Source organism: Nocardia crassostreae (assembly GCF_001613405.1).
GTDB classification, from domain to species: domain Bacteria; phylum Actinomycetota; class Actinomycetes; order Mycobacteriales; family Mycobacteriaceae; genus Nocardia; species Nocardia crassostreae.
This window is the reverse complement of record NZ_BDCH01000012.1, coordinates 102949-124686: the sequence shown is the minus strand read 5'-3', so window position 1 is coordinate 124686 and position 21738 is coordinate 102949. Positions and strand designations below refer to the sequence as shown.

The window sequence follows — 21738 nt, the reverse complement described above, 5'->3', positions numbered from 1 at the left end:
AAGCCTTATGCCGCCAAGTATTCCGCGATTTCGGGCAGCGCGGTGACATGCCACTCCGGGTCCTGGGAGTCATTGCGAATACGGGCGCGAACCCACTGCGCGACGGTGAGGTCGTCGCGCGTCGCGTAACCGTCCCAGGTCACCCATTCCAGGCTCGCCAATCGCCCGCCGTCGCGGTACAGCTCGAGTTCCCAGCGCTCGTGCGCCGCCGCAATGGCCGGGTCCACCGCGAACGCGAGCCGGTCGAAGGCCGTCACATGCTGCGATTCGCCGTCGGCGGGGTAGAAGACGCGCAGGATCGCCGCCCGGCCCGGCAGATACCACGGATCGGATTCGGTGTACTTCGCCGCCACACAGGTGGCTTTCAGTGCGGCATAAGCGGTTTCGGCCGCGGACGGATCGGGGAAAGTCAGGCCGATGGTGTCGAGACGGCCATTGTTGACGCCCCATCGGTAGACGATCCGGTCCCGATAGCGAATCAGTTCGACGAAATCCGCCTGCGATGCCGTCCACAGCAGAGCCCGCTCGGACTGCTCGGCCGCATCCCTCAGAAACTCCCGCATATCGCCGTGGCCGATCCGGGTCGACCGAAACGGGTTGGCGCACATGCCGAAACCGTAGAAGGCGAACACGTCGCCCTCCCCATCGAGGAACCACACCCGCCCGGTGCCGGAATCGGCGAGCAGGCGGCGTCGCACCTTCGTCCCCGCCAGTACGGACAGATCGGCGTCGCTGATCTTGGCGGTGGGCTTTCCGGCCGCACGGGCCCGCTCACCCCGCTCGAGCAATGCCGTGCGCCGGGCATCGGACTCCCCCGACAACACCGCGGCCAGGCGGGCACGCACCTCGTCGGAGTCGAGCGGGTTGACCCACTCCCGGCCGCGAGCCAGATTGTCGGGTTCGGCGGGCGCCGCCGGGATGGACGCCAGGCGGGCGTGCGCGGCACGCACCAGATCGAAGGATTCGGCCTCCAGCGCCGCCACCAAACCGGTGATCAACGCATAGGCGAAGATCCGTGACTCGGTCTCGTCCGGGGGCGTCGGCCAGTGGATGATCTCCTACAGCAGTTCGACCTTGGGTGACCGCTGCTTGACATGATCGGCGAGCGCGTTCGCGTAGTGCGCGGCGGCGCGGGCATCACGCCGGTCGCGCAGCAGGCGCATCACCTCCTGGTGCACCTCGGCCGAGAAGATCGCGCCGATGGCGTTTCCCATGCGCCAGATACTGCGGCGCTCGGTGAACAGACGCTCGATCAGAACCGCCCGCGAAGTCGCGGTTTTCAGGGCGCCAACGGCGTTGTACAGATTGGCGACGACATCCTCGAGCTGGCTGTCCAGGGTCTGGCCGTGGCTGAGCACCGGACTTCCGGCCCGTTGCGAGTCGGCGTAGCGCTGCCCGTAGTCGTCGAGGGCCCCGATCAGAAAGTCCTGTGCGCCAGGGTGTTCGAAGCGGTACAGCTGATGGCCAGCCGCATTGCGCGCGGCGATGGCCGGATGCGTCAGGATCGAATCGATCATGGCGGCGACGACGCGCTCGGCCTGTTCGGACGAGAGCCGCGGAACCGCGCTGTCGTTGTCGGAGGAGTCGAACAGCTCGTTCCACATCGCCTCGACGGTGCTGCCGGAGGCGGGCAAGGCCGCCAGCCGCATCAGCTCGTCGAAGACCGGCGCCTCGTGGGCAATCGGCGCCAGCGCCTGGCAGACGGCCTCTTTCAGATCGTCGATGTGCATTCCGCCGAGAATGTCGGAGGCGCCGGGCTCCGGCGTGTGCTCCAGGAGTTCGATCAAGACGGGGACGAGGGGACTGTCGGCGGAATCCACCTCCAGTTCCTCGATGAGGCCGATGCGGTCGGCGGCGGGCAGCAGACGCAAACCCGCGGCGGCCAGTTCGGCGCGATCGGCCCGGGTGCCGCCGACAATGGTGCGCAGCGCCCAGCCGATCGCTGCGGACCGAACCTCCTCGATATCGGCGCGCAGCAAAAGGCGTTGTGCGACAACATCGGCCAGCTCGGGCTCGTCGATCTCGGCCAGCAGCGCGGCCGGATCGCCATCGTCGTCGCCCAGTCGTTCCAGATACCCGGACGAGAATTCGGCGGCCTCGATCCGACGGTCGAGTTCCGCGCGGGAGAGCACCGGTTCGGACCCGCACAGTTCGTGCGCCCGCCGCAGAGCGGTCAGACACGGCCGACTGTAGGGATCCTTGGCGAGCAGATCCCCTGCCGCCGCGGCCAGCGCGGCACCGTCACGCACCAGCGGCAAGGTCACCGACAGCGCCCAGACGCGGGTCGGCCAATCACAGGTGGCGGTGGGGAGCAGCCGCATGAGCACATCGGCGGCGGGGCTGTGCTCGCACCCGGCGCGCCGGTCCACCGCCGCCCGCAACACCGCCGTGCCCGCCGTCTCGGGCATGCGGTCCAACGCTGACAGCAGCGGTTCGGCGCCGAAGGTTCCGCTCCCGAGCCCGTGCAGAATCCAGGTCGCGCGGCCCAGGGGCCGGTGCTCCGGAGCCATCTCAATGGCGGTGAGCGCGGCCCGCGCGCGGGCGTCGTCACCGGAAGCCAGGAATTGCAGCAGTAGTGAGCGGCGGACGCGAAAGTCGCTGACGGCGTTCAGGTCGCCGTCGATGGCCAGTTCGCCGAAGACCTCGACGAAGGCGTCCAGGAGCTCGGGCCGCGATTCGGCGCGGCCGATCTGTTCGAGAACGCGAGCGCGGTCGGCGTCTCGGGCCAGCAGCGCGGTGTGCAGCAGCCAGTAGACTGCCAGATGCGGATCCCGATGCAGCAGGGGCAATTCCGCCTCGAACTCCTTGGCGATATCGTCGTCGCCCCACAGTCCGGTGAAGTTCCCGGCGGCATGAGCCGCCAGATCCTCGGCACTCTGCATGGGCTGCCCGTTGTGCAGCAGCGGCCGGGCCAGCAGCCACACCAGCCATTGGTACCGATCCGCCAGTTCGGCGCTGCTGGGCGCCGGTCCCGCGGCCGCCGCGGGTTCGGTGGGCCGGAAGGAGTCGCGGATATCGCGCGCCGACCGGTCGTCCGTGTCGTCCGCCTCCGCGCGGGCGAGCTCGCGCAGGCAGGCGAGCCAGTCGTCGAAGGAGGCGAAGGACAGTTCCAGTTCCCGGGTTTCGTGGTCCTGCCACCACACCTGCCCGTTCCCACGCAGATCCAGCAGTGTGTAGTTGTCGTCTTCATCGTCGATCACGACGAATCCGCTCAGCGATTTGTCGATCGCGCCGAAGTACGGGTAGTTGACCGCCAGATGGGCATCGACGAGATGCCCGCGATCGCCCACCCAGTAGTCGAGCAGACGCTCGTCGAGCGCATCGGTGACGCGGGCGGGGACGTCGGAGCCGAAGTATCGACTAGCGGCGGAATGCAGGGCCATGGGCTCTTCCTGATAGCGAAAAACGTTGTGCGCGCACGCTACTGCACGGCGGCGACACCCTCGGAAAATAATGGGATGCGCCATCCAGATCCGATTCCGTAGAGTCGGCGCTGCGCCCGGTGCGCAGGCAACGGTTACTTCCTTCAGATGGAGCATGTCGCGGGTTCGACTCCCGCCCGGATCCTCGGATCCGGTAGCTCAGCCTGGTAGAGCGGCTTGTACCGTCGCCGATTTCGATCTCGGGAGCACACGTGTACCGGCCCGGTGCGCAGACATACGGATACTTCCTGGTTCGCACCCCGTGCTGGTTCGACTCCAGGCCGTCGTATCACACGGCGGTGGGTGCAGTTCCGTCGTCGCCTCGAACTCGGGCCGCCACACGCGCGCTCCCTCGGCACTATGGGGGAATACCTATGGCCAAGTTCAATATTGCCCGGCTGCGCGGTGCGCCCGCGTCGAGCTCAGCGACCTCGCCCGTCACGAGCGAGCGGCTGCCCTCCGGCCGCACCCACGAAGGTGCGCCCGGCTACGCGCGCACGGTACAGGGTGAGCTGTTCCTGCTGGCGGTGTCGAACATGGTCGGCGAGAACACCTTCTACGAGTCGGCCGATCAGCGCGACAATCGCTTCGCCATGCTGGTGCGGGAGGCCACCCTCGCCGATCCGGAGTGGACCGCGCGCTTCCTGGGCTGGCTGCGCTCCGGTGCGAACATGCGCTCGGCCGCGCTGGTCGGCGCCGCCGAGTTCATCAAGGCCCGCCTGGATGCCGGGGAGCCCGGAATGTCGCGCCAGGTCATCGATTCCGTGCTGCGGCGCGCCGACGAGCCGGGTGAGCTCATCGCGTACTGGCACGGCACCTACGGCCGCAACCTGCCCAAGCCGGTCAAGCGCGGTATCGGCGATGCCGTGCGCCGCCTGTACGACGAGCGGGCGCTGGCCAAGTGGGACAGCGCGGGCCGCGCCTTCCGCTTCGGCGATGTGATCGACCTGACCCACCCGACGCCCGCGCCCGACAAGGCATGGCAGGGTGAGCTTTTCGCGCATGCGCTGGACCGCCGCCACAACCGCGAGAACGCGATTCCGGACGCGTTGCCGACGCTGCGCGCCCGCGAGGAGCTGCTCGCGACGCCCGTGGCGGATCGCCGCGCGCTCTTCGAGAATGCCGACCGCGCCCGCGAGACCCTGCGGGCCGCCGGTATGACCTGGGAGTCCGTGGCGGGCTGGCTGCAGGGTCCGCTCGACGCGAAGGTGTGGGAGGCCCTGATCCCGTCCATGGGCTACATGGCCCGGCTCAGGAACCTCAGGAATCTCGACGAGGCAGGCGTTTCGGACAAGGTCGCCGCGGAAGTGGCTGCGCGGCTGGCGGATCCGGAGCAGGTGGCGCGGTCGCGGCAGTTGCCCATGCGGTTCCTGTCGGCGTACCGGGCCGCGCCGTCGCTGCGCTGGGGTCACGCCCTGGAGCAGGCGCTGAGCCATTCGCTGGCCAATGTCCCGGTGCTGCCGGGCCGGACGCTGGTGCTGGTGGACACCTCCGGTTCCATGGAGACGACCTTCTCCCGGGACGGCACCCTGCGCCGCTGGGATGCCGCGGTGGTCTTCGGCATCGCGCTGGCGAGCCGGTGCGAGCGGGCCGATATCGTGTCGTACTCGCAGGCGGGGCGCTGGGGTAACCAGGACTACCCGGACAGCCTGGTCTTCCCGCTGCGCACGGCCGAGCCGGTGCTGCGGGCGGTCGAGCGGTGGAAGTCCGACGGCTACTTCATCGGTGCGGGCACGGCCACCCGGCGCGCGGTGCGCAAGCACTTCGACGGTCACGACCGGGTGGTGATCCTCACCGACGAGCAGGCCACCGGCGGCGATGTCAGTGCGGCCCTGCCGAAGACGGTTCCGCTCTACACCTGGAACCTGGCGGGCTACCAGTACGGCCACGCGCCGAGCGGATCGCACAACCGGCACGCCTTCGGCGGGCTCAATGATTCCGCCTTCTCGATGATTCCCCTCATCGAGACGGGCGAGAACGCCGATTGGCCGTTCTGAGAACCGAATACGCTCGCGGAAGTGAAGACCGCGCCCGCTCCGCTACCGCGGAGCGGGTGCGCTCACATGTGGATTCGGTCGGGCTCCGGCCCGGGCCGTTCGCCGTTGACCCGGCTTCAGCTCAGCACCAGCATCTCCCGTGCGCCGCGCTGGAACTCGTAGCTGGCCGTCGGCCTCAGTTCGGTGCCGATTCCCTTGCCGTCCAATTCCACCCGCAACCATTCCACCAGGTCGGTCAGCGCCGCCCCGGAATGCTCCACCAGCGGGTACACCCGCACCTCCCCCGCGCTCACCCGTGCGAGCTCGAGCAAGGCGGCGAGGTGGAAGTCCGGCTTCAGGCGGTCGGCGTAGGTGAACAGCAGATGCGAGCTCAGGACGAGATCGAATTCGTTGTCCGCGAAGGGAAGTGACGGCAGCCCGGCCTCGACGTAGCGCTGCGGGCAGGCCATCAGGTCCGCCACGAACCGCCGCACCGCCTGATGCCGCATCCGCCGGTGCACGGCCGGATCGCCACCGTAGAAGTCCCACAGGTAATCCCCGGTGTGCGCCGCCGACCACGCATTCCCGCGATCGGTGTCGGCGAGCGCCGTCTCGCGCAACTCCCCCGCCGACTGGGCGTACACCGGATCCACGGCCACCACCCGCGCCCCGAATTCCATTGCCTCACAGGTGAAGCTCGCCGCACCGCCCGGGCAGTCGAGAATATGCCCGCCCAGTTCCGCATCGGTGAGCGCGCACATCTCCCGATACTCGGCCAGCGACCGCGCGGTGAGCAGGTACTCCCCGTCGATCTCGTTCTCCAGTCGATCCGTCACCACTCCACCCTCACACGCGAGAGGGCTTCGCCACCACGGAAATTGGAATGCGCCGCAGCCGGTGCGCCGATACAGTCGCCACTGCGTCCGGTGCGCAGGCAGCGGTTACTTCCGACTCTTAATCGGCTGGTTGCGGGTTCGAGTCCCGCTCGGGTCCATCCATGGGCCCGGTAGCTCAATCGGCAGAGCAGCACGTACCGTCGCCGACTCGATCTCGGACACCCGACACGCGAACGCCCCCGGTCCGTGCGGACCGGGGGCGCGTCGAGTTCGACCGTCAAGCCCCGTTGGCAGACTCCTGTTTCGGAGCCTTCGGTTCCTCGGCCTCGCGCGTGGTGATGCCGTGCTCGGTGCCCTCGTCGGCCTCCTGGTCCGGTTCCGGATGCTCCGGGGAGAAGGTGGCGGGTAGGTTCTTGATGTGCTTGTTCATGCTGCGCACGAGCAGCACGGTGCCTGCCAGCAGAACCAGGACGATGACCAGCCCCAGCGGTGACGCCTTGCCGAACTCCGGTCCGGTGGGCTGGGTCGGGGACTGGGCGAGCAGGGTCAGGATCATCGGTCGGGGTCCTCGGTGTCGGCGTCGTCGATGCCGGCGAACAGGTCGGTTTCCGGAATGGCCGTGCGCACCCGGGTCTTGGCCAGCTCGAATTCCTCGGTGGGCCACAGCCGCTGCTGCAACTCGGTGGGAATGGCGAAGAAGGCGCCATTGGGGTCGATCTGGGTGGCGTGCGCGCGCAGGGCGTCATCGCGCTGCGGGAAGTACTTGGCGCATTCCACCTGGGTGGTGACCAGGGCCATGATGTCGCCGCGCTCGGTGGCGAACTTGCGCATGCGGTCCATCCAGTCCTGCATGGGGAACGGCTCGCCGATGCGCTCGTACTCGTCGGCGAAGACCTCGAGGCGCGTCAGGCTGAAACCGTGGTTGTAGTACAGCTTCAGCGGCGTCCAGGGCTCCCCGGCATCCGGGAACTTCTCCGGATCGCCCGCCGCCTCGAAGGCCGCCATCGAAACCTTGTGGCACATGATGTGATCCGGGTGCGGATAGCCGCCCATCTCGTCATAGGTGGTGATGACGTGCGGCTTGAACTCGCGCACGACCCGCACCAGCGCCTCGGCGGCCTCGTCCAGGGGCACCAGGGCGAAGCAGCCCTCGGGTAGCGGCGGCAGCGGATCACCTTCGGGCAGGCCCGAATCCACGAAGCCCAGCCAGGTCTGCCGGACGCCCAGCGCCTCGGCGGCCGCGGCCATCTCCTCGCGGCGCACTTCGGTAATGCGCTCCAGGACGCCGGGGGTATCCATGGCGGGGTTCAGAATGTCGCCGCGCTCACCGCCGGTCAGGGTGACGACCAGCACGTCATTGCCTTCGGCGGCATAGCGCGCGGTCGTTGCCGCACCCTTGCTGGATTCGTCGTCGGGGTGCGCGTGTACCGCCATGAGGCGAAGACCACTCACTTATCGTTCACCTCACCGATCACAGTGTTCACCTCATCGCTCTCCGCCGGAGTCAGCCGTATCGAATACGCGGCACGCCGCGGTGGTGTCCGATCTCTGTTCCCTATAGTTCCATCCGACGATGATTTGTTCCGACCTACCCCCGGGAGCGTCCAGCCATGAGCGAAAGACCGGCCGATCGGTATGGAGACGCGCCGCGGCGGAACCGCCGCTGGGTCGCGATCCTGCTGGGCGCCGGGGTGCTGATCGCCGGGGTAATCGTCGCCTACCTGGGATATCAGCAGTACGGGCCGAAGGATATCGAGCCCGACCGCATCGGCTACACGGTCGTGGACGACTCCACCGTCGAGGTCGACTTCAAGCTGACCCGCAAGAATCCTGAGATACCGGTGGTCTGCTACGTTCGGGCCCTGGACGCCGACGGCGTGGAAGTCGGCCGCCGCGAGGTTCTCGTCCCGGCGTCCCCGGATGGCACGGTTCGCCTCACCACGGTCGTCAAGACCATCGAGCGGGCCGGTGCGGGCAATATCTACGGCTGTAGCGAGAAGGTGCCCGCCTATTTGCGTGCTGGGTGAAAAGTCCGGTACGCAACCCGCTTTGATGCTTCTACCTGCATCTTTGCGAATCGTGCTAAAATGACGCGACACACGGTTCCGGGGTTCGGAGCCGTGTTTGCTTGCATTGGCGGTCGGCGCTGTCGGGAATCTCCCCCAGGGATCGCTCTAGCCGTCCACTGTCGCTGTGCCCGTTTTCGGATGGTTGCGGCGATGGAAATCAGGGAATCCCGGCCTCGCCGGGGACAACTACTAGGGAGTGATCGAGATGACTGAGACGAACGTGACCTGGCTGACACCGGAGTCGCACGAGAGGCTCAAGGGCGAACTCGACGCGCTCATTGCCAACCGTCCGGTCATCGCGGCCGAGATCAACGAGCGTCGCGAAGAAGGCGATCTCAAGGAGAACGGCGGCTACCACGCGGCGCGTGAGGAGCAGGGCCAGCAGGAGGCGCGCATTCGCCAGCTGCAGGAACTACTCAACAACGCCAAGGTGGGTGTGGCGCCGACCAAGTCGGGTGTCGCGCTGCCGGGTTCCGTCGTCAAGGTCTACTACGACGGCGATGAGAGCGATACCGAGACCTTCCTCATCGCGACCCGCGAAGAGGGCCTGGGCGATGCCAACCTGGAGACCTACTCCCCCAACTCGCCGTTGGGTGGCGCGCTCATCAACGCCAAGGTCGGCGAGACCCGCGAATACACCTTGCCGAACGGCAACACCATGAAGGTGACGCTGGTCAGCGCGGAGCCGTACCACAGCTAGTCCGAGAACCCCGGATTTCGCGGCCCCGGTTCCAACGGACCAGGGGCCGCAGTTGTTTTCGCGACATTCGGCCGCGATAGCACCAAACACCGAAGCGCCGCACCTGATCCCGGTGCGGCGTTTCACTGTTCCTGGGGGCAAGCCCCCAGACCCCCAGAGAAGAAGGAAGAAAATTGGGGGCAAAGCCCCCAGACCCCCTTTTGGGGGCAAGCCCCCAAACCCCCGACCGGGAGTCTCCGAGCCTTGCGTCCTCCCTTGGTCAATTGCGGCCCCGGTCCGCCAGGACCGGGGCCGCAATTTGCTTGTTCTCAGCTGAGGGCTTGTTCGATGTCGGCGAGGAGGTCGCTGATGTCTTCGATGCCGACCGAGAGGCGGACGAGGTCGGCGGGGACCTCGAGGGCGGAGCCCGCGGTGGAGGCGTGGGTCATGGCGCCGGGGTGCTCGATGAGGGATTCCACGCCGCCGAGGGATTCGGCGAGGGTGAAGAGTTTGGTGCGGGCGCAGAAGTCCAAGGCCGCCTCTTTGCCGCCGTGGACGCGGACGGAGATCATGCCGCCGAAGCGGCGCATCTGCTTCTGAGCGACGGTGTGGCCGGGGTGCTCGGGAAGGCCCGGGTAGATGACCTGGGCGATCTTGGGGTGGTTGGAGAGGTATTCGGCGATGGTCTCGGCATTGTCGCAGTGCTTGTCCATGCGCAGGGCGAGAGTCTTGATGCCGCGCATGGTCAGGAAGGCGTCCATGGGGCCGGGGACGGCGCCCGCGCCGTTCTGGAGGAACGCGAACTTGGCGTCGAGGTCCTGATCGTTGGTGATGAGGGCGCCGCCGACCACGTCGGAGTGGCCACCCAGGTACTTGGTGGTGGAGTGGATGGCGATGTCCGCGCCCAGCAGCAGCGGCTGCTGCAGGTAGGGCGAGGCGAAGGTGTTGTCCACGACCAGCTTGGCGCCATTGGCGTGCGCGATCTCGGCGAGGGCGGAGATATCGCCGATGTTCAGCAGCGGGTTGGTGGGCGTCTCGATCCAGATCAGCTTGGTATTGGGGCGCATGGCCGCCGCGACCGCATCGGGATCCGAGACGGCCGCGACCGAGTACTCGATGCCCCACTGGGTGAAGACCTTGTCGATCAGCCGGAAGGTGCCGCCGTAGGCGTCGTTCGGGATCACCATGTGGTCACCGGGGCGCAGCGTGGCGCGAATGGCGCAGTCGGTGGCCGCCATACCGGAGGCGAAGGCGCGGCCGTAGGTCCCGGACTCGAGCGCCGCCAGATTGGCTTCCAGCGCGGTACGGGTCGGATTGCCGGTGCGGGCGTACTCGTAACCGCCCCGCATGCCGCCCACACCGTCCTGGGCGAAGGTCGAACTCGCGTAGATCGGCACGTTCACCGCGCCGGTCTGCGGATCGGGATCGAACCCGGCATGCACTGCCCGTGTGGAGAAACCAAGCTGATCACTCATGACAACCAGCCTAGGTCGGCGGAATTCGCCGCGATATCCAGCCCTGGGCCAGGCGGCGCAACAATCGGGCCAATGACCCCGGCGCGGCCGTTGTGGGCGGACCCGGCGCCGACCTAGGGTGGGCGGCATGGTCACCGTAGACGAGCTGTTCGCCATCGACTCCCTGCTCTCCGACGAGGAGCGCGAGATTCGCGACACCGTGCGCGCTTTCGCGGCGGAGCGACTGCGGCCCAATATCGCGGACTGGTTCGAGGCGGGCACCTTCCCCGCCCGCGAGATCGCGCCGGAACTGGGCCTGCTGGGCATGCATCTGGAGGGCTACGGCTGCGCGGGCACCTCGGCGACCGCCTACGGGCTGGCCTGCCTGGAGCTGGAGGCCGTGGATTCCGGTGTGCGCAGCATGGTTTCGGTACAGGGCTCGCTCGCCATGACCGCCATCCACAAGTACGGCTCGGAGGAGCAGAAGCAGCGGTGGCTGCCGGGTATGGCGGCCGGACAGCTGCTCGGCTGCTTCGGGCTCACCGAACCGGATTTCGGGTCGAACCCGGGCGGTATGCGCACGCGGGCGCGCCGCGACGGGGACGACTGGATCCTGGACGGGTCCAAGATGTGGATCACCAATGGCTCGGTCGCCGATGTGGCCATTGTCTGGGCGCAGTCGCGCGAGGGTGAGCGCGACACCATTCGACGCTTCGTGGTCCCCACGGACACACCGGGTTTCAGCGCCCGCGAAATGCACCGCAAGCTGTCGCTGCGCGCTTCGGTCACCGCGGAGCTGTCCCTGGACGGCGTGCGCCTGCCCGCCGACGCCCTGCTGCCGGAGGCTCGCGGCCTGGCCGCGCCGCTGGGCTGTCTGTCCGAGGCGCGCTTCGGCATCATCTTCGGCGAGCTCGGCGCGGCGCGTGACTGCCTTTCCGCCGCAATCGATTACGCCCGCACCCGGGAGGTCTTCGACAAACCCCTCGCGGCCTACCAGCTGACCCAGGCCAAACTGGCCGATATGGCGGTGGAGCTCGGCAAGGGGCAGTTGCTGGCGCTGCATCTGGGCCGCCTCAAGGATCGCGGCGAGATCCGCCCGGAGCAGATCAGCGCGGGCAAGCTCAATTCCACCCGCGAGGCCATCGCCATCGCGCGGGAATGCCGCACGATTCTCGGCGCGAACGGCATCACCCTGGACTACCCGGTGCTGCGGCACGCCAACAACCTGGAATCGGTGCTCACCTACGAGGGCACCGCCGAGGTGCACCAGCTGGTGCTGGGCGAGGCGCTGACGGGTAGCAAAGCCTTCCGCTGACACCATTTCCAGCGATTTCGGCAATTGGGCGATATCTCACAGCCAGGGTTGCGAATGCCGGAGGATTGCTAGCATGACCGCGTGTTTTCGTCCGGCTCCGCGTTGCTCATCGTCTCGGCGCGCAAGACCCTGAATCGCCTCCAGCTGACGCACGGAGTCCCGGCACAGGCCGCCGCTCGACTGTTCCCGGCGGTATCCGCCGAACTCGATCAGCACGCCGCGGCCGTCCGCGACATCCTCGATATGGGCGTGGAGAATTCGGCCACGCTGCCGCTGAGCGTGCTGCTGGCCGGTTATGCCCGCGGCCTGCTCGAGGACGCCTGCGAAACCGAGACTCCGGCACCGGAATCCCTCGAGGAGTGGCAGGAGGCCGACTGGACGCACCTGCGCCTCGCCTCGCTGTGCCTGCTCGCCCGCGAGAATTAGACAACTCTCGTAACTCTCAGGGGCAAGCCCCTGAAACCCCAGGCCAGGAGCAACACGCGAGGGCGAGCATCAACCACCCCCGGGCACGGAGTGAGCGAGCAGCGCCTAGCGCGGGGGTTCGCCGTAGCCGTAACCGGACATCGGTCCGCCTGGGTCGTCGTACCCGGGCTGCTGACCGTAATCACGACGCTGCCCGTAGTCACGGCGTTCGTAGTCGCGCTGCTCGTAATCGCGCTGCTCGTAATCGCGGTGGCCGTAGTCCATCGACGATCCGGCGGGCGGGTCGCCCCATTTGCCCGGGGGCATCTGAGTTCCCAAGGGACGCTGGACCATTCCCTGTTGGGCCATCATGGCCTGCTGTTGCGCCATCATGGCCTGGTGCTGGGCCGCTTCCCGCTGGCGGGCGGCGTCCTCGCGGCCGCGCTGGTAGGCCTCGGCATGGCCCTTCACTTCCGGCATCTCGCTCTCGATGGTCTCCAGCCAGCCTTCCCAGCGCTGCCGCATGGGCTGGATGAGGCCGCCGCCGACGCCGACGATGAGCACACCGGCAATGGTGGCCAGCACCGTGATGAGGATGGGCATGGTGACCGACGTGCCGACGCCGATCTGGTTGAGGGCGGCGATAATGCCTACGCCCCAAATGAATACGGCCGCGATGCGGCCCATCATGCGGCCGTAGGACAGGCCGCTGAGCATATTCGAGATCATGTCCATGACCACGCGCGCGATGGCGCCCGCGATGCAGACGATGACCATGGCGACCGCCAACCGCGGCAGCCAGGCCACGATGCCGTTCAACATGGTGCTGATCGGATTCGGCCCGAAGACGCCGAAGCCGAGCTGCAGGGTGAGCAGCAGCACCGCGTAGTAGGCGAGCTTGGCGATGATGCCGGTGGCGTCGTAGCGGCTGCGGGCCAGCATGTCCTTGATGCCGCCGCGCTCGACGAGCCGATCGAAGCCGACCTGGTGCAGGATGCGGGTCACCAGCTTGGCCACCAGTTTGGCCACGAACCAGCCGATGAGCAGGATCGCCAGGAAACCGGCGAATTTCGGGACGAACGTGGCGATGGACGACCACGCGGCCGACAGGCCCTGCTGGATATCGATAGCCAAACTCGAGGTGTGCATGAAACCCCGTCCCTTTCGCTATCGCTCCGGCAAATTGCCGGAACTGCTCCAAGGGGGAGTTATACCCCTATACGAACACCCGATCCGGCGGTTTGCGGAATCGTTGCCGAATCGGGTGCCTGCGATTAGCTCGCAGTTCCTCAGTACGCGCTGAAGACGTTGTCCATCGAGCCGTAGCGGTGCGCGGCGTAGTTGCAGGCCGCCACGATGTTCGCGACCGGATCCCAGACGTCGAACGGGGTGCCCTCGACATGGTAGGCGGCGAAGGTCGGGTCGATGACCTGGAGCAGGCCCTTGGACGGGATGCCCATGGCGGCATTGGAGTCGTACAGGTTGATCGCCTGCGGGTTGCCGCTGGATTCGCGGATGATGTTCCGGTAGATGCCGTCGTAGCTACCCGGGATGCCCTTCGACTGCATGATGTCGAGGGCCTGGCGGATCCAGCCGTCGAGGTTGTTCGGGTAGACCGGGGCGGGCTCGGGCTGCGGCATGGGCGCGGGGGCCGGGGCAGCCGCGGGGGCCTGCTCCGCGGCCGGGACGGCGGGGGCGGCCGCGGCGAGGGTCTCCTCCAGCGCGGCGGGCTGCACATCGTCGGTGGCATTGCCGGCGGCGGTGATGATGGAGCCGAAGACGCCGAGGGCGAGGGCGGCGGTGCCGGCCGTACGGGCGGCGGCAACCACCTTGCTACGTCTGGCAGGGTCACGCAGTGCAGTCATAGTTTTCGTGGGCATGGCGAATGTGGATTCCTGTTCGGTTTCGGGCTCGCGGGCCTGAAAAAGGCAGCGCTGAAGGACGCGGCGCCGGGCGGCGCTCACTGTGCGCTGAGGGCTGTTGTGCGTTGCTGTTGTGAGACCCGTTGTGGGCCTAGGGAATCAGACGCTCGAGGAGGTCATGGGTGACAGTGCCGGCCGCAACGGGCCGTGGCGCCTCATCTCACCGCTGTCGTGATCACGTTCCACATGTGAGTCGACATCTCCTTGCATCATCCAGACCTGGGGTCTGTTTCCGACAAGGTCACAGCTTGATTGCGCTTAGTTAACACAGCCTGAACCAAAAGTGAACAGAAGGTGAACCGGCACTCCAAGCGACGCGAATACATGCATTAATATAAGCACTGACCTGCAAATTCAATTCGAAACACAAAGTGTTTCAGATCACAGAACAATTTAGACGCCCGCGAGCGATATAGCAGATTTGCCTGAATTATCGGCGTGTCGCTGCGCTAGAGCGATCGTTCAGCAACAGCGCCGATCGCACTGCGCCCCCGCTCCGGGGGCATTACTGTCGACATATGGCATCGATTCGGGTCACCGAGGTGCTCGCAGCGCTCTCCCTCACCACCGACCTGGCCACCGGGATGCCCTTCGAAAAAGGCCTGGCAGTGTGCCTCGTGGCCAATGCCGTCGCCGAACAACTCGGCCTCGACGAATCCGATCGGCGTATCGTCTTCCACGCCGCCCTGCTGGGCGCGGTCGGCTGTACCAGCCGGGCCTCCGAGAACGCCGAGGCCTATGTCGACGACATCGCCTTCCAGCAGGCGTATCACACCCTCGATCCGGGCGATCCGAATGTCTTCCGCGATCAGATGAGCCACTTCGGGCAGTGGGCGCCCGAGGCACAGGCCGCCATGCGCGACCGCTTCATCACCCATGCGCCCCGGGGAGCACCGATCGCGGTCCGCTCGGTCTGCGAGGTGAGCCGGGCGCTGGGACCGCGCCTGGGCCTGCCCGAGGCGGCCGTCCTCGCGCTCACCGAGGTCAAGGAGCGCTGGGACGGGCTGGGCGCACCCGAGCGCCTGCGCGGCGACGACGTCTCGCTGCCCGGGCGCATCCTGCACCTGGCCGAACAGGCCGTGCTGGCCTTCCGCACCCGCGACCGCGGCGCCGCCCTCGAGGAACTGAACCGCCGCGCGGGCGGGCATCTGGATCCGGATCTGGTCGGCGTCTTCGCCGCCGATCCGGAGGTGGTGTGGGACGTCCTGAATCGCCCCGATCTGCTGGCCGCCGTGGTGGCCGCCGAACCCGGCCTGCCGACCGTCATCCGGCCCGAGGATCGCGACCACCTGTGCATGGCCATGGCGGTCGTGGTCGACCTCAAGGGCCGCTATCTGCTCGGCCATTCCGGCCACGTGGCCCAGCTCGCGGACGCCACCGCCGAATTGGCGGGGATGAACCGCACCGACCGCGCCGCCCTGCGCTCCGCCGCCCTGTTGCACGACATCGGCCGCGCCGCGGTCTCCAGCGCGGTCTGGGATCGCCCCGGCCCGCTCGGCGCCGGGGACTGGGAACGCGTACGGCTGCACTCGTATTGGACCGATCGCGTGCTGCGCCGCTGTCCCAGCCTCGCCGATCTCGCCGAGATCGCCTCCGGCCATCACGAACGCCTGGACGGCTCCGGCTACCACCGGGGCGTGCACGTGCACGACCTCTCCCCGGGCGCCCGTTTGCTGGCCGCCGCCGACGTCTTCGCGGCCATGACCGAACCCCGCCCGCATCGCGACGCGCACAAACCCAGCGAGGCCGCCGCCCATCTCTCCGCCGAAGCCGCCGCGGGCCGCCTGGACCGCGACGCCTGCGCGGCCGTCGTGGAAGCCGCAGGTCTGCGGTCGCCCCGCGCCGAATACCCCTGCGGCCTCACCGAACGCGAGGTGGACGTGCTCCGGCTGGCGGCCCGCGGCCTGTCCAATCGCCAGATAGCCGCCGAACTCGTGCTCTCCGAGCGCACCGTCGGCCACCACCTCGCCCATATCTACGACAAGACCGGCCGCCGCACCCGCGCGGGCGCGGCCGTCTTCGCCATGGAGCACGGTCTGCTGCCCGGCTGAACGCTCACCCGGCGCGATTTCGCGCAGATAGGCCGATCGACCGATGTGGGCGCGGCCGTGCGCCGCAGAGGATTGGGGCATCCGCCGGAGAACGCCGTGGTTCTCCCCGCGGAGACCGAAGTCGTTCTCCGCCAGGCGGTCCCGGATTCCGCACGTCGAAGGACTCACCATGCCTGCCGCGCCCAAGCCGTCCCATGCCGACCTGGTCGGCTCCCTCTACACCGCTTTCGGAGGCGGGGATATCGCCTTCATTCTCGATCAGCTCACCGATGACGTGTCCTGGGATGCGGATTGGGCGGCCAATACCGCACAGCTCGCGGGAGTGGCGCATATGCGGGCGCGGCGCGGACCGGCCGAAGTGGCCGAATTCTTTGCACTGCTGGCGGATTGGAAGTTCCAAGAATTCACCATCGTGGACATCGTCGGCTCCGACGGACAGGTGGTGGCCGAGGTACAGGTCGATGCGGTGCTGCCCAATGGCGGCCGCATCGTCGATCAGGAACTGCACCTGTGGAGCTTCGACGCCGCGGGCAAGGTGACCCGGTTCCGCCATTACGGCGATACCGCCAAGCACATCGACGCGGACTCCGGGAGGTGATGCGATTCGATCGAAAGCTCTAGACTCGAGCCTCGAATGCCGGCCCGGTTGCTGTTCTCAGCCGGGCCGGTCCGGCTGCCCGGATCGAGGCGGATTCAGCCGGTCGCCGACGGCGCCGGGATCGGAATCGGCCGCGGCGCTTCGAATCTGCGCAGCGCGCGCATGAGCAGCGGGAGCAGCAGCATCATGAGCAGCAGCCGGATGGTCTGCACGCTGGTGATGAGCGCCAGATCCGCGCTCATCTTGTCCGCGGTCGCGAGCACGGCATTGATACCGCCGGGCGTGGTGGCCAGATACAGATCCGACAGGTGCAGATCGGTGACGGCGGCCAGCCCGTACGCCAGCGCGGCCACCGTACCGGCCAGCACCACCACCGCCACCGTCATGCCCGGAATCATGCGGGCCATCTCCCGCACCACCTCCCGGGTGAACCGGGTGCCGACCTCGAATCCGATGAGCACGAACAGCAGATCCTTGAACAGATGCGTCGGCGCGTAGCCGTGGCTGATGCCCGCCGCGGTCAGCGCGCCGGTGATCAGCATGGGTCCCAGCAGCGCCGGATTCGGCAGGCCGATCCGCCGCCCGCCCCAGATTCCGATGACGCACAACATGATTGCCGTGGACAGTCCGGCGACCTGATCACCGCGGCCGACGATCATCCAGTACGGCAGATCCGGATTGGTGACCGCGCCGCCGAGCGTGGCGGGACCATGCCCGGTCCCGGCCTCCTCGTCGAGGAAGGCCGCCACCGCGGGCGCGCTCAGCGCGACCACCGCCACCCGTAGATATTGCATGAACGCCACCCGCCGCGGATCGGCGTCGAGTTCATCGGCGGCCGACACCACCGCGGCCGAACCACCGGCCAGCATGCCCAGTGTCGCGGTGGGCACGTCCACCTTGGCTGTCCGCGCGAACACCAGCGCCACCGCCACGCTCACCAGCACGGTGGCGGCGGTGACCGCCAGCACCGGCAGCAGATCCATGCCGATCGAGGCCAGCAGCGACACCTGCAGATAGCTGCCCATCACCACGCCCAGCATCGCCTGCACACCGGTATTGACCTGGCGCGGTAGCGGATTCGGCAATCGCCCGGCCATGGCCAAGCCCGCGCCGACCAGAATGGCCAGGATCATCTGCGGCGCCGGGAAGCCCACGCGATCGAGCAGGGCCGCACACGCCAGCACGAATGCCGACAGCGCCACCCATGCCACCACGTGTCTCCGGTCCATGCACGACGATCCTGCTCGCCGAGCGTGAACGGACTGTAACGCGGTAGTTATCCCAGGTTTCCGGCATTTGTGATCTCCGATGCAGAACCGTATTGCATTGTCACGGGCCATAAATCACATCGGTGAAACATGACCGCCCGCCGAATCCGAGATCGGATTCGACGGGCGGCAAATGCGCGGAGCGGGATTACACCAGCGCGCCGGTGCTCAGGAAGCCCAGCAGATCGTGGCGGGTGATGACGCCGACCGGCTTACCGTCCTCGACCACCATGAGCGCGTCGGTGGACTCCAGCAGCTTGGTCGCCGAGGACACCGGCTCGCCGGAGCCGATGAGCGGGAAGGCCGGGCTCATATGCTGTTTCACCGAATCGGTGAGCTTGGCGCGGCCCTCGAACACCGCCGAGAGCAGATCACGCTCGGTCACGCTGCCCGCGACCTCACCGGCCATGACCGGCGGTTCCGCGCCCACGACCGGCATCTGCGAGACGCCGTATTCGCGCAGGATCTCGATGGCATCGCGCAGCGTCTCCTGCGGATGGGTGTGCACCAGATCCGGCAGCTCGCCGGACTTGCCGCGCAGCACCTCGCCCACATGCGGTTCGGCCTGGGTCTTGCCGTCCAGCCGCGAGCGCAGGAAGCCGTAGGAGCTCATCCGCTGATCGTTGAAGATCTTGGACAGGTAGCCGCGGCCGCCGTCGGGCAGCAGCACGACCACCACGGCATCGGGATCGCGCTCGGCGACCTTGAGCGCCGCCACGACCGCCATACCGCAGGAGCCGCCGACCAGCAGGCCCTCCTCGCGGGCCAGGCGGTGGGTCATCTCGAAGGAGTCGGCATCAGAGACGGCGATGATCTCGTCCGGGATGGCCGGGTCGTAGGCGGTGGGCCAGAAGTCCTCGCCCACACCCTCGACCAGGTACGGGCGGCCGGTGCCGCCGGAGTACACCGAACCCTCCGGATCCGCACCGACGATCTTGACCTTGCCGCCGGAGATCTCCTTGAGGTACCGGCCCGTTCCGGTAATGGTGCCGCCGGTGCCGACGCCCGCCACGAAATGCGTGATCTTGCCGTCGGTATCGCGCCAGATCTCGGGACCGGTGGTCTCGTAGTGCGAGGCCGGGCCGCCCGGATTGGAGTACTGGTCCGGCTTCCACGCGCCCGGAATCTCGCGCACCAGGCGATCGGAGACGTTGTAGTAGCTCTGCGGATCCTCCGGCGCCACGGCAGTCGGGCAGACCACCACGTCGGCGCCGTAGGCGCGCAGCACGTTTCGCTTGTCTTCGCTGACCTTGTCCGGGCAGACGAAGACGCATTTGTAGCCGCGCTGCTGAGCAACCAGCGCCAGGCCAACACCGGTATTACCGGAGGTCGGTTCGACAATCGTGCCGCCGGGCTTCAGCAGCCCGGCCTCTTCTGCGGCGTCGATCATCTTGACGGCGATGCGGTCCTTCGAGCTGCCGCCCGGATTCAGGTACTCGACCTTCGCCGCCACCAGTCCCGAGTTCGGGCCCACCACGGAGTTCAACCGAACGAGCGGGGTGTTTCCGATCAGATCGACGACATGGTTAGCGATGCGCATACCCCTCATCGTTGCGAAAAGGTGATCGGAGCTTTCGCGCACGTCGGAGATATCACCGTCGCGGATTACTAGCATCCCCCGCATGAGGACGCCGACCCGTGTGCGCGCCGCCCTGTTGCTCGGATCCCTCACCGTCGCGACCATGATCGTCTCGGCCGCCCCGGCGACGGCCCGATCCGTCGAATTTACCCAGGTGCCAACCTTCTTCCGCCCCGGAATCTGTGGCAGCGCCATCCGTAGCTGGGCCGACACCAGCCCGCAGTGGCCGGGCCGGGCCATCATGAGCGTGCAGGCCCTGCCGGTGACCGGTTACGGTCCGGAACCGCACAGCTTCGCCCCGGTGTGCGACTCGATGGTCACGGTCGCCTGGCGCAATATGAATACCGGCCTGGTCGGCGAATACCGGGTGTACGTGGAGGCCGGGATCTACGGCAGCATGCAGTACGCCGAATTCCAGGACACCGGACCGGGACACATCGTGGTCACCATCTATACGGACATGGCCAATGTGACGCAGCGCGGTTGGTTCGACGTGCCGTAGTGGGATATTCCACAGTTCAGTCATTGAGATAGCGACCTACCGGATGCTTGGCTCGCACCACAGCAGTCGTACATTCGAAGCTGGTTCACCCCTGCTTAGTAAGGAGTCCTCATGGCTGAGGCCGTCATCGTTTCCTACGCCCGCTCGCCGATCGGCCGCGCTGGCAAGGGATCTCTGGTGAGCATGCGACCGGACGATCTGACCGCCCAGATGGTGCGCGCCGCGCTGGACAAGGTGCCCTCCCTCGACCCCGCCCAGATCGACGACCTCATCCTGGGCTGCGGCCAGGCCGCCGGTGAGGGCGGCTTCAATATGGCCCGCTCGGTGGCCGTGCAGCTCGGCTACGACACCCTGCCGGGCGTCACCCTCAACCGCTACTGCTCCTCCTCGCTGCAGACCACCCGGATGGCCTTCCACGCCATCAAGGCCGGTGAGGGCGATGTCTTCATCTCCGCCGGTGTGGAGACCGTGTCCCACTTCCCGAAGGGCACCTCCGACGGCTGGCCCGACACCCACAACGAGCTGTTCGCCGAGGCCGAGGCCCGCACCAAGCAGACCGCGGAATCCAATGCCACCTGGACCGATCCGCGCGAGGCGGGCATCCTGCCGGATGTCTACATCGCCATGGGCCAGACCGCCGAGAACGTCGCCACCTACACCGGCATCTCGCGCGAGGATCAGGACCACTGGTGGCGTGCGCTCGCAGAACCGCGCCGAGGAGGCCATCAAGGCCGGTTTCTTCGAGCGGGAGATCACCCCGGTGACCCTGCCCGACGGCACCGTCGTGTCCACCGACGACGGCCCGCGCGCGGGCACCACCTACGAGAAGATCTCGCAGCTGAAGCCGGTCTTCCGTCCCGACGGCACCATTACCGCCGGTAATGCCTGTCCGCTCAACGACGGCGCCGCCGCGCTGGTCGTCATGAGCGACACCAAGGCCAAGGAGCTGGGCCTGACCCCGCTGGCACGCATCGTGTCCACCGGCGTCTCCGGCCTGTCGCCGGAGATCATGGGCCTGGGCCCGATCGAGGCGGTCAAGAAGGCGCTCGGCAATGCCAAGATGGGCATCGGCGATCTCGATCTGTACGAGATCAACGAGGCCTTCGCCGTGCAGGTGCTGGGTTCGGCCCGCGCGTTGAACATGGACACCGACAAGCTGAACGTCTCCGGTGGCGCCATCGCGCTGGGCCACCCGTTCGGTATGACCGGCGCCCGCATCACCGCGACCCTCATCAACAACCTGCAGACCCACGACAAGCAGTTCGGTCTCGAGACCATGTGTGTGGGCGGCGGCCAGGGTATGGCCATGATCATCGAGCGCCTCAGCTGACGCTCGGCCCCGAGTGCTCGGGCCGCCCGACCTTCCGGTCGGGCGGCCCTTGCTTTTCGGGGGGTTAAGGGGGCCGGAGCCCCCCTGCGTCGATTACACCGCGCCCGGGCTCGGCCCGGGTATCGGGCATCTGCCCTAATTCGCGTCTCGGGCAATCCTTCACCCTCCACTCGGGCTCGACGGTTGCGCCGAAAAGCGCAGCAGCCCAAGGGCAAACAAGGGTATAAAGTCACATTCTTCGAAAACCGAGGGGTGTTTTTGTTTTTCGGTTCCTGCTTAAATACTTATGCAGGAAAGATTTTCGACATTATCCGCACATCGTCGGCTATCGC

18 protein-coding genes, 1 tRNA gene and 1 pseudogene are annotated in these 21738 nt (G+C 67.3%); 10 read left to right on the top strand and 10 right to left on the bottom strand.

All coding sequences use genetic code 11. From position 1 onward, the window contains the following. Positions 1-5: 5 nt before the first annotated feature. Positions 6-998, bottom strand: coding sequence for a hypothetical protein (locus NC4_RS07320; RefSeq protein WP_067534187.1), 993 nt, complete (start codon positions 996-998; stop codon positions 6-8). Positions 999-1058: 60 nt separating this feature from the next. After that, the gene (locus NC4_RS07315) at positions 1059-3383 is read right to left on the bottom strand and encodes an SMI1/KNR4 family protein (RefSeq protein ID WP_067534184.1); all 2325 of its coding nucleotides are present in this window, start codon (positions 3381-3383) and stop codon (positions 1059-1061) included. A 413-nt stretch (positions 3384-3796) separates the two neighbouring features. Between NC4_RS07315 and NC4_RS07310 the strand changes: the two genes are divergently transcribed. Continuing rightward, positions 3797-5419 carry a TROVE domain-containing protein gene (locus NC4_RS07310; protein ID WP_067534181.1) on the top strand — a complete coding sequence of 541 codons (1623 nt, stop codon included), beginning with the start codon at positions 3797-3799 and terminating at the stop codon, positions 5417-5419. 116 nt (positions 5420-5535) lie between these two features. Here the strand turns inward: NC4_RS07310 and NC4_RS07305 are convergent, their stop codons facing one another. After that, entirely contained in the window at positions 5536-6234 is a 699-nt protein-coding gene (locus tag NC4_RS07305) for a class I SAM-dependent methyltransferase (protein WP_245721544.1), read from the bottom strand. Between the two features lie 89 nt (positions 6235-6323). Here NC4_RS07305 and NC4_RS07300 point away from each other — a divergent pair. Then, a tRNA-Lys gene (locus tag NC4_RS07300) sits at positions 6324-6392 on the top strand. Between the two features lie 119 nt (positions 6393-6511). On the opposite strand, the gene NC4_RS07295 is transcribed toward NC4_RS07300, so the two are convergent. Both NC4_RS07295 and mca read right to left on the bottom strand, forming a co-directional pair. Further along, the gene (locus NC4_RS07295; protein ID WP_067534179.1) at positions 6512-6790 is read right to left on the bottom strand and encodes a hypothetical protein; all 279 of its coding nucleotides are present in this window, start codon (positions 6788-6790) and stop codon (positions 6512-6514) included. After that, entirely contained in the window at positions 6787-7668 is an 882-nt protein-coding gene (gene mca / locus NC4_RS07290) for a mycothiol conjugate amidase Mca (RefSeq protein WP_067534178.1), read from the bottom strand. Before mca ends, NC4_RS07295 begins: the two co-directional genes overlap by 4 nt. Positions 7669-7844: 176 nt before the next feature. Here mca and NC4_RS07285 point away from each other — a divergent pair, with 176 nt between their 5' ends. Both NC4_RS07285 and greA read left to right on the top strand, forming a co-directional pair. Beyond that, positions 7845-8261, top strand: coding sequence for a DUF4307 domain-containing protein (locus NC4_RS07285; protein ID WP_067534177.1), 417 nt, complete (start codon positions 7845-7847; stop codon positions 8259-8261). Positions 8262-8508: 247 nt separating this feature from the next. Next, positions 8509-9003 (top strand): transcription elongation factor GreA, encoded by a 495-nt coding sequence (greA, locus tag NC4_RS07280; protein WP_067534175.1) that lies wholly within the window; start codon positions 8509-8511, stop codon positions 9001-9003. 308 nt (positions 9004-9311) lie between these two features. On the opposite strand, the gene NC4_RS07275 is transcribed toward greA, so the two are convergent. Then, the gene (locus NC4_RS07275) at positions 9312-10457 is read right to left on the bottom strand and encodes a cystathionine gamma-synthase (protein ID WP_067534172.1); all 1146 of its coding nucleotides are present in this window, start codon (positions 10455-10457) and stop codon (positions 9312-9314) included. A 127-nt stretch (positions 10458-10584) separates the two neighbouring features. Between NC4_RS07275 and NC4_RS07270 the strand changes: the two genes are divergently transcribed. Further along, the gene (locus tag NC4_RS07270; protein ID WP_067534170.1) at positions 10585-11751 is read left to right on the top strand and encodes an acyl-CoA dehydrogenase family protein; all 1167 of its coding nucleotides are present in this window, start codon (positions 10585-10587) and stop codon (positions 11749-11751) included. Positions 11752-11832: 81 nt separating this feature from the next. Further along, entirely contained in the window at positions 11833-12177 is a 345-nt protein-coding gene (locus NC4_RS07265; protein ID WP_067534166.1) for a DUF6401 family natural product biosynthesis protein, read from the top strand. A gap of 105 nt (positions 12178-12282) precedes the next feature. Here the strand turns inward: NC4_RS07265 and NC4_RS07260 are convergent, their stop codons facing one another. Both NC4_RS07260 and NC4_RS07255 read right to left on the bottom strand, forming a co-directional pair. Further along, positions 12283-13305 carry a mechanosensitive ion channel family protein gene (locus tag NC4_RS07260; RefSeq protein ID WP_084528657.1) on the bottom strand — a complete coding sequence of 341 codons (1023 nt, stop codon included), beginning with the start codon at positions 13303-13305 and terminating at the stop codon, positions 12283-12285. Positions 13306-13445: 140 nt separating this feature from the next. Next, complete coding sequence (locus NC4_RS07255; protein ID WP_067534163.1) at positions 13446-14021, bottom strand: transglycosylase SLT domain-containing protein; 576 nt, start codon at positions 14019-14021, stop codon at positions 13446-13448. A 575-nt stretch (positions 14022-14596) separates the two neighbouring features. Here NC4_RS07255 and NC4_RS07250 point away from each other — a divergent pair. Together NC4_RS07250 and NC4_RS07245 are read left to right on the top strand one after the other, a co-directional pair. Beyond that, on the top strand, positions 14597-16129 hold the full coding sequence (locus NC4_RS07250; protein ID WP_067534158.1) for an HD domain-containing phosphohydrolase: 1533 nt from the start codon (positions 14597-14599) through the stop codon (positions 16127-16129). A gap of 169 nt (positions 16130-16298) precedes the next feature. Next, a complete protein-coding gene (locus NC4_RS07245; RefSeq protein ID WP_067534153.1) occupies positions 16299-16727 on the top strand; it encodes a nuclear transport factor 2 family protein in 429 nt (142 codons plus the stop codon). A 95-nt stretch (positions 16728-16822) separates the two neighbouring features. Here the strand turns inward: NC4_RS07245 and NC4_RS07240 are convergent, their stop codons facing one another. Continuing rightward, positions 16823-17956, bottom strand: a complete 1134-nt coding sequence (locus NC4_RS07240) for an AbrB family transcriptional regulator (protein WP_084528653.1) — start codon at positions 17954-17956, stop codon at positions 16823-16825. Between the two features lie 187 nt (positions 17957-18143). Continuing rightward, positions 18144-19535 carry a cystathionine beta-synthase gene (locus NC4_RS07235; RefSeq protein ID WP_067534150.1) on the bottom strand — a complete coding sequence of 464 codons (1392 nt, stop codon included), beginning with the start codon at positions 19533-19535 and terminating at the stop codon, positions 18144-18146. 82 nt (positions 19536-19617) lie between these two features. On the opposite strand from NC4_RS07235, the gene NC4_RS07230 reads away from it, so the two are divergent. Together NC4_RS07230 and NC4_RS07225 are read left to right on the top strand one after the other, a co-directional pair. Continuing rightward, on the top strand, positions 19618-20076 hold the full coding sequence (locus NC4_RS07230; RefSeq protein WP_067534148.1) for a hypothetical protein: 459 nt from the start codon (positions 19618-19620) through the stop codon (positions 20074-20076). Between the two features lie 111 nt (positions 20077-20187). After that, positions 20188-21406, top strand: a pseudogene (locus NC4_RS07225) (acetyl-CoA C-acetyltransferase). The last annotated feature ends 332 nt before the right edge of the window (positions 21407-21738 follow it).

What these genes read in the sequence shown, in the direction of transcription:
- NC4_RS07315 (WP_067534184.1), bottom strand. Translation starts at nt 3,383, where the DNA reads ATGGCCCTGCATTCCGCCGCTAGTCGATACTTCGGCTCCGACGTCCCC.
- NC4_RS07310 (WP_067534181.1), top strand. Translation starts at nt 3,797, where the DNA reads ATGGCCAAGTTCAATATTGCCCGGCTGCGCGGTGCGCCCGCGTCGAGC.
- NC4_RS07295 (WP_067534179.1), bottom strand. Translation starts at nt 6,790, where the DNA reads ATGATCCTGACCCTGCTCGCCCAGTCCCCGACCCAGCCCACCGGACCG.
- mca (WP_067534178.1), bottom strand. Translation starts at nt 7,668, where the DNA reads ATGGCGGTACACGCGCACCCCGACGACGAATCCAGCAAGGGTGCGGCA.
- NC4_RS07285 (WP_067534177.1), top strand. Translation starts at nt 7,845, where the DNA reads ATGAGCGAAAGACCGGCCGATCGGTATGGAGACGCGCCGCGGCGGAAC.
- greA (WP_067534175.1), top strand. Translation starts at nt 8,509, where the DNA reads ATGACTGAGACGAACGTGACCTGGCTGACACCGGAGTCGCACGAGAGG.
- NC4_RS07275 (WP_067534172.1), bottom strand. Translation starts at nt 10,457, where the DNA reads ATGAGTGATCAGCTTGGTTTCTCCACACGGGCAGTGCATGCCGGGTTC.
- NC4_RS07270 (WP_067534170.1), top strand. Translation starts at nt 10,585, where the DNA reads ATGGTCACCGTAGACGAGCTGTTCGCCATCGACTCCCTGCTCTCCGAC.
- NC4_RS07260 (WP_084528657.1), bottom strand. Translation starts at nt 13,305, where the DNA reads ATGCACACCTCGAGTTTGGCTATCGATATCCAGCAGGGCCTGTCGGCC.
- NC4_RS07255 (WP_067534163.1), bottom strand. Translation starts at nt 14,021, where the DNA reads ATGACTGCACTGCGTGACCCTGCCAGACGTAGCAAGGTGGTTGCCGCC.
- NC4_RS07250 (WP_067534158.1), top strand. Translation starts at nt 14,597, where the DNA reads ATGGCATCGATTCGGGTCACCGAGGTGCTCGCAGCGCTCTCCCTCACC.
- NC4_RS07245 (WP_067534153.1), top strand. Translation starts at nt 16,299, where the DNA reads ATGCCTGCCGCGCCCAAGCCGTCCCATGCCGACCTGGTCGGCTCCCTC.
- NC4_RS07240 (WP_084528653.1), bottom strand. Translation starts at nt 17,956, where the DNA reads ATGGACCGGAGACACGTGGTGGCATGGGTGGCGCTGTCGGCATTCGTG.
- NC4_RS07235 (WP_067534150.1), bottom strand. Translation starts at nt 19,535, where the DNA reads ATGCGCATCGCTAACCATGTCGTCGATCTGATCGGAAACACCCCGCTC.
- NC4_RS07230 (WP_067534148.1), top strand. Translation starts at nt 19,618, where the DNA reads ATGAGGACGCCGACCCGTGTGCGCGCCGCCCTGTTGCTCGGATCCCTC.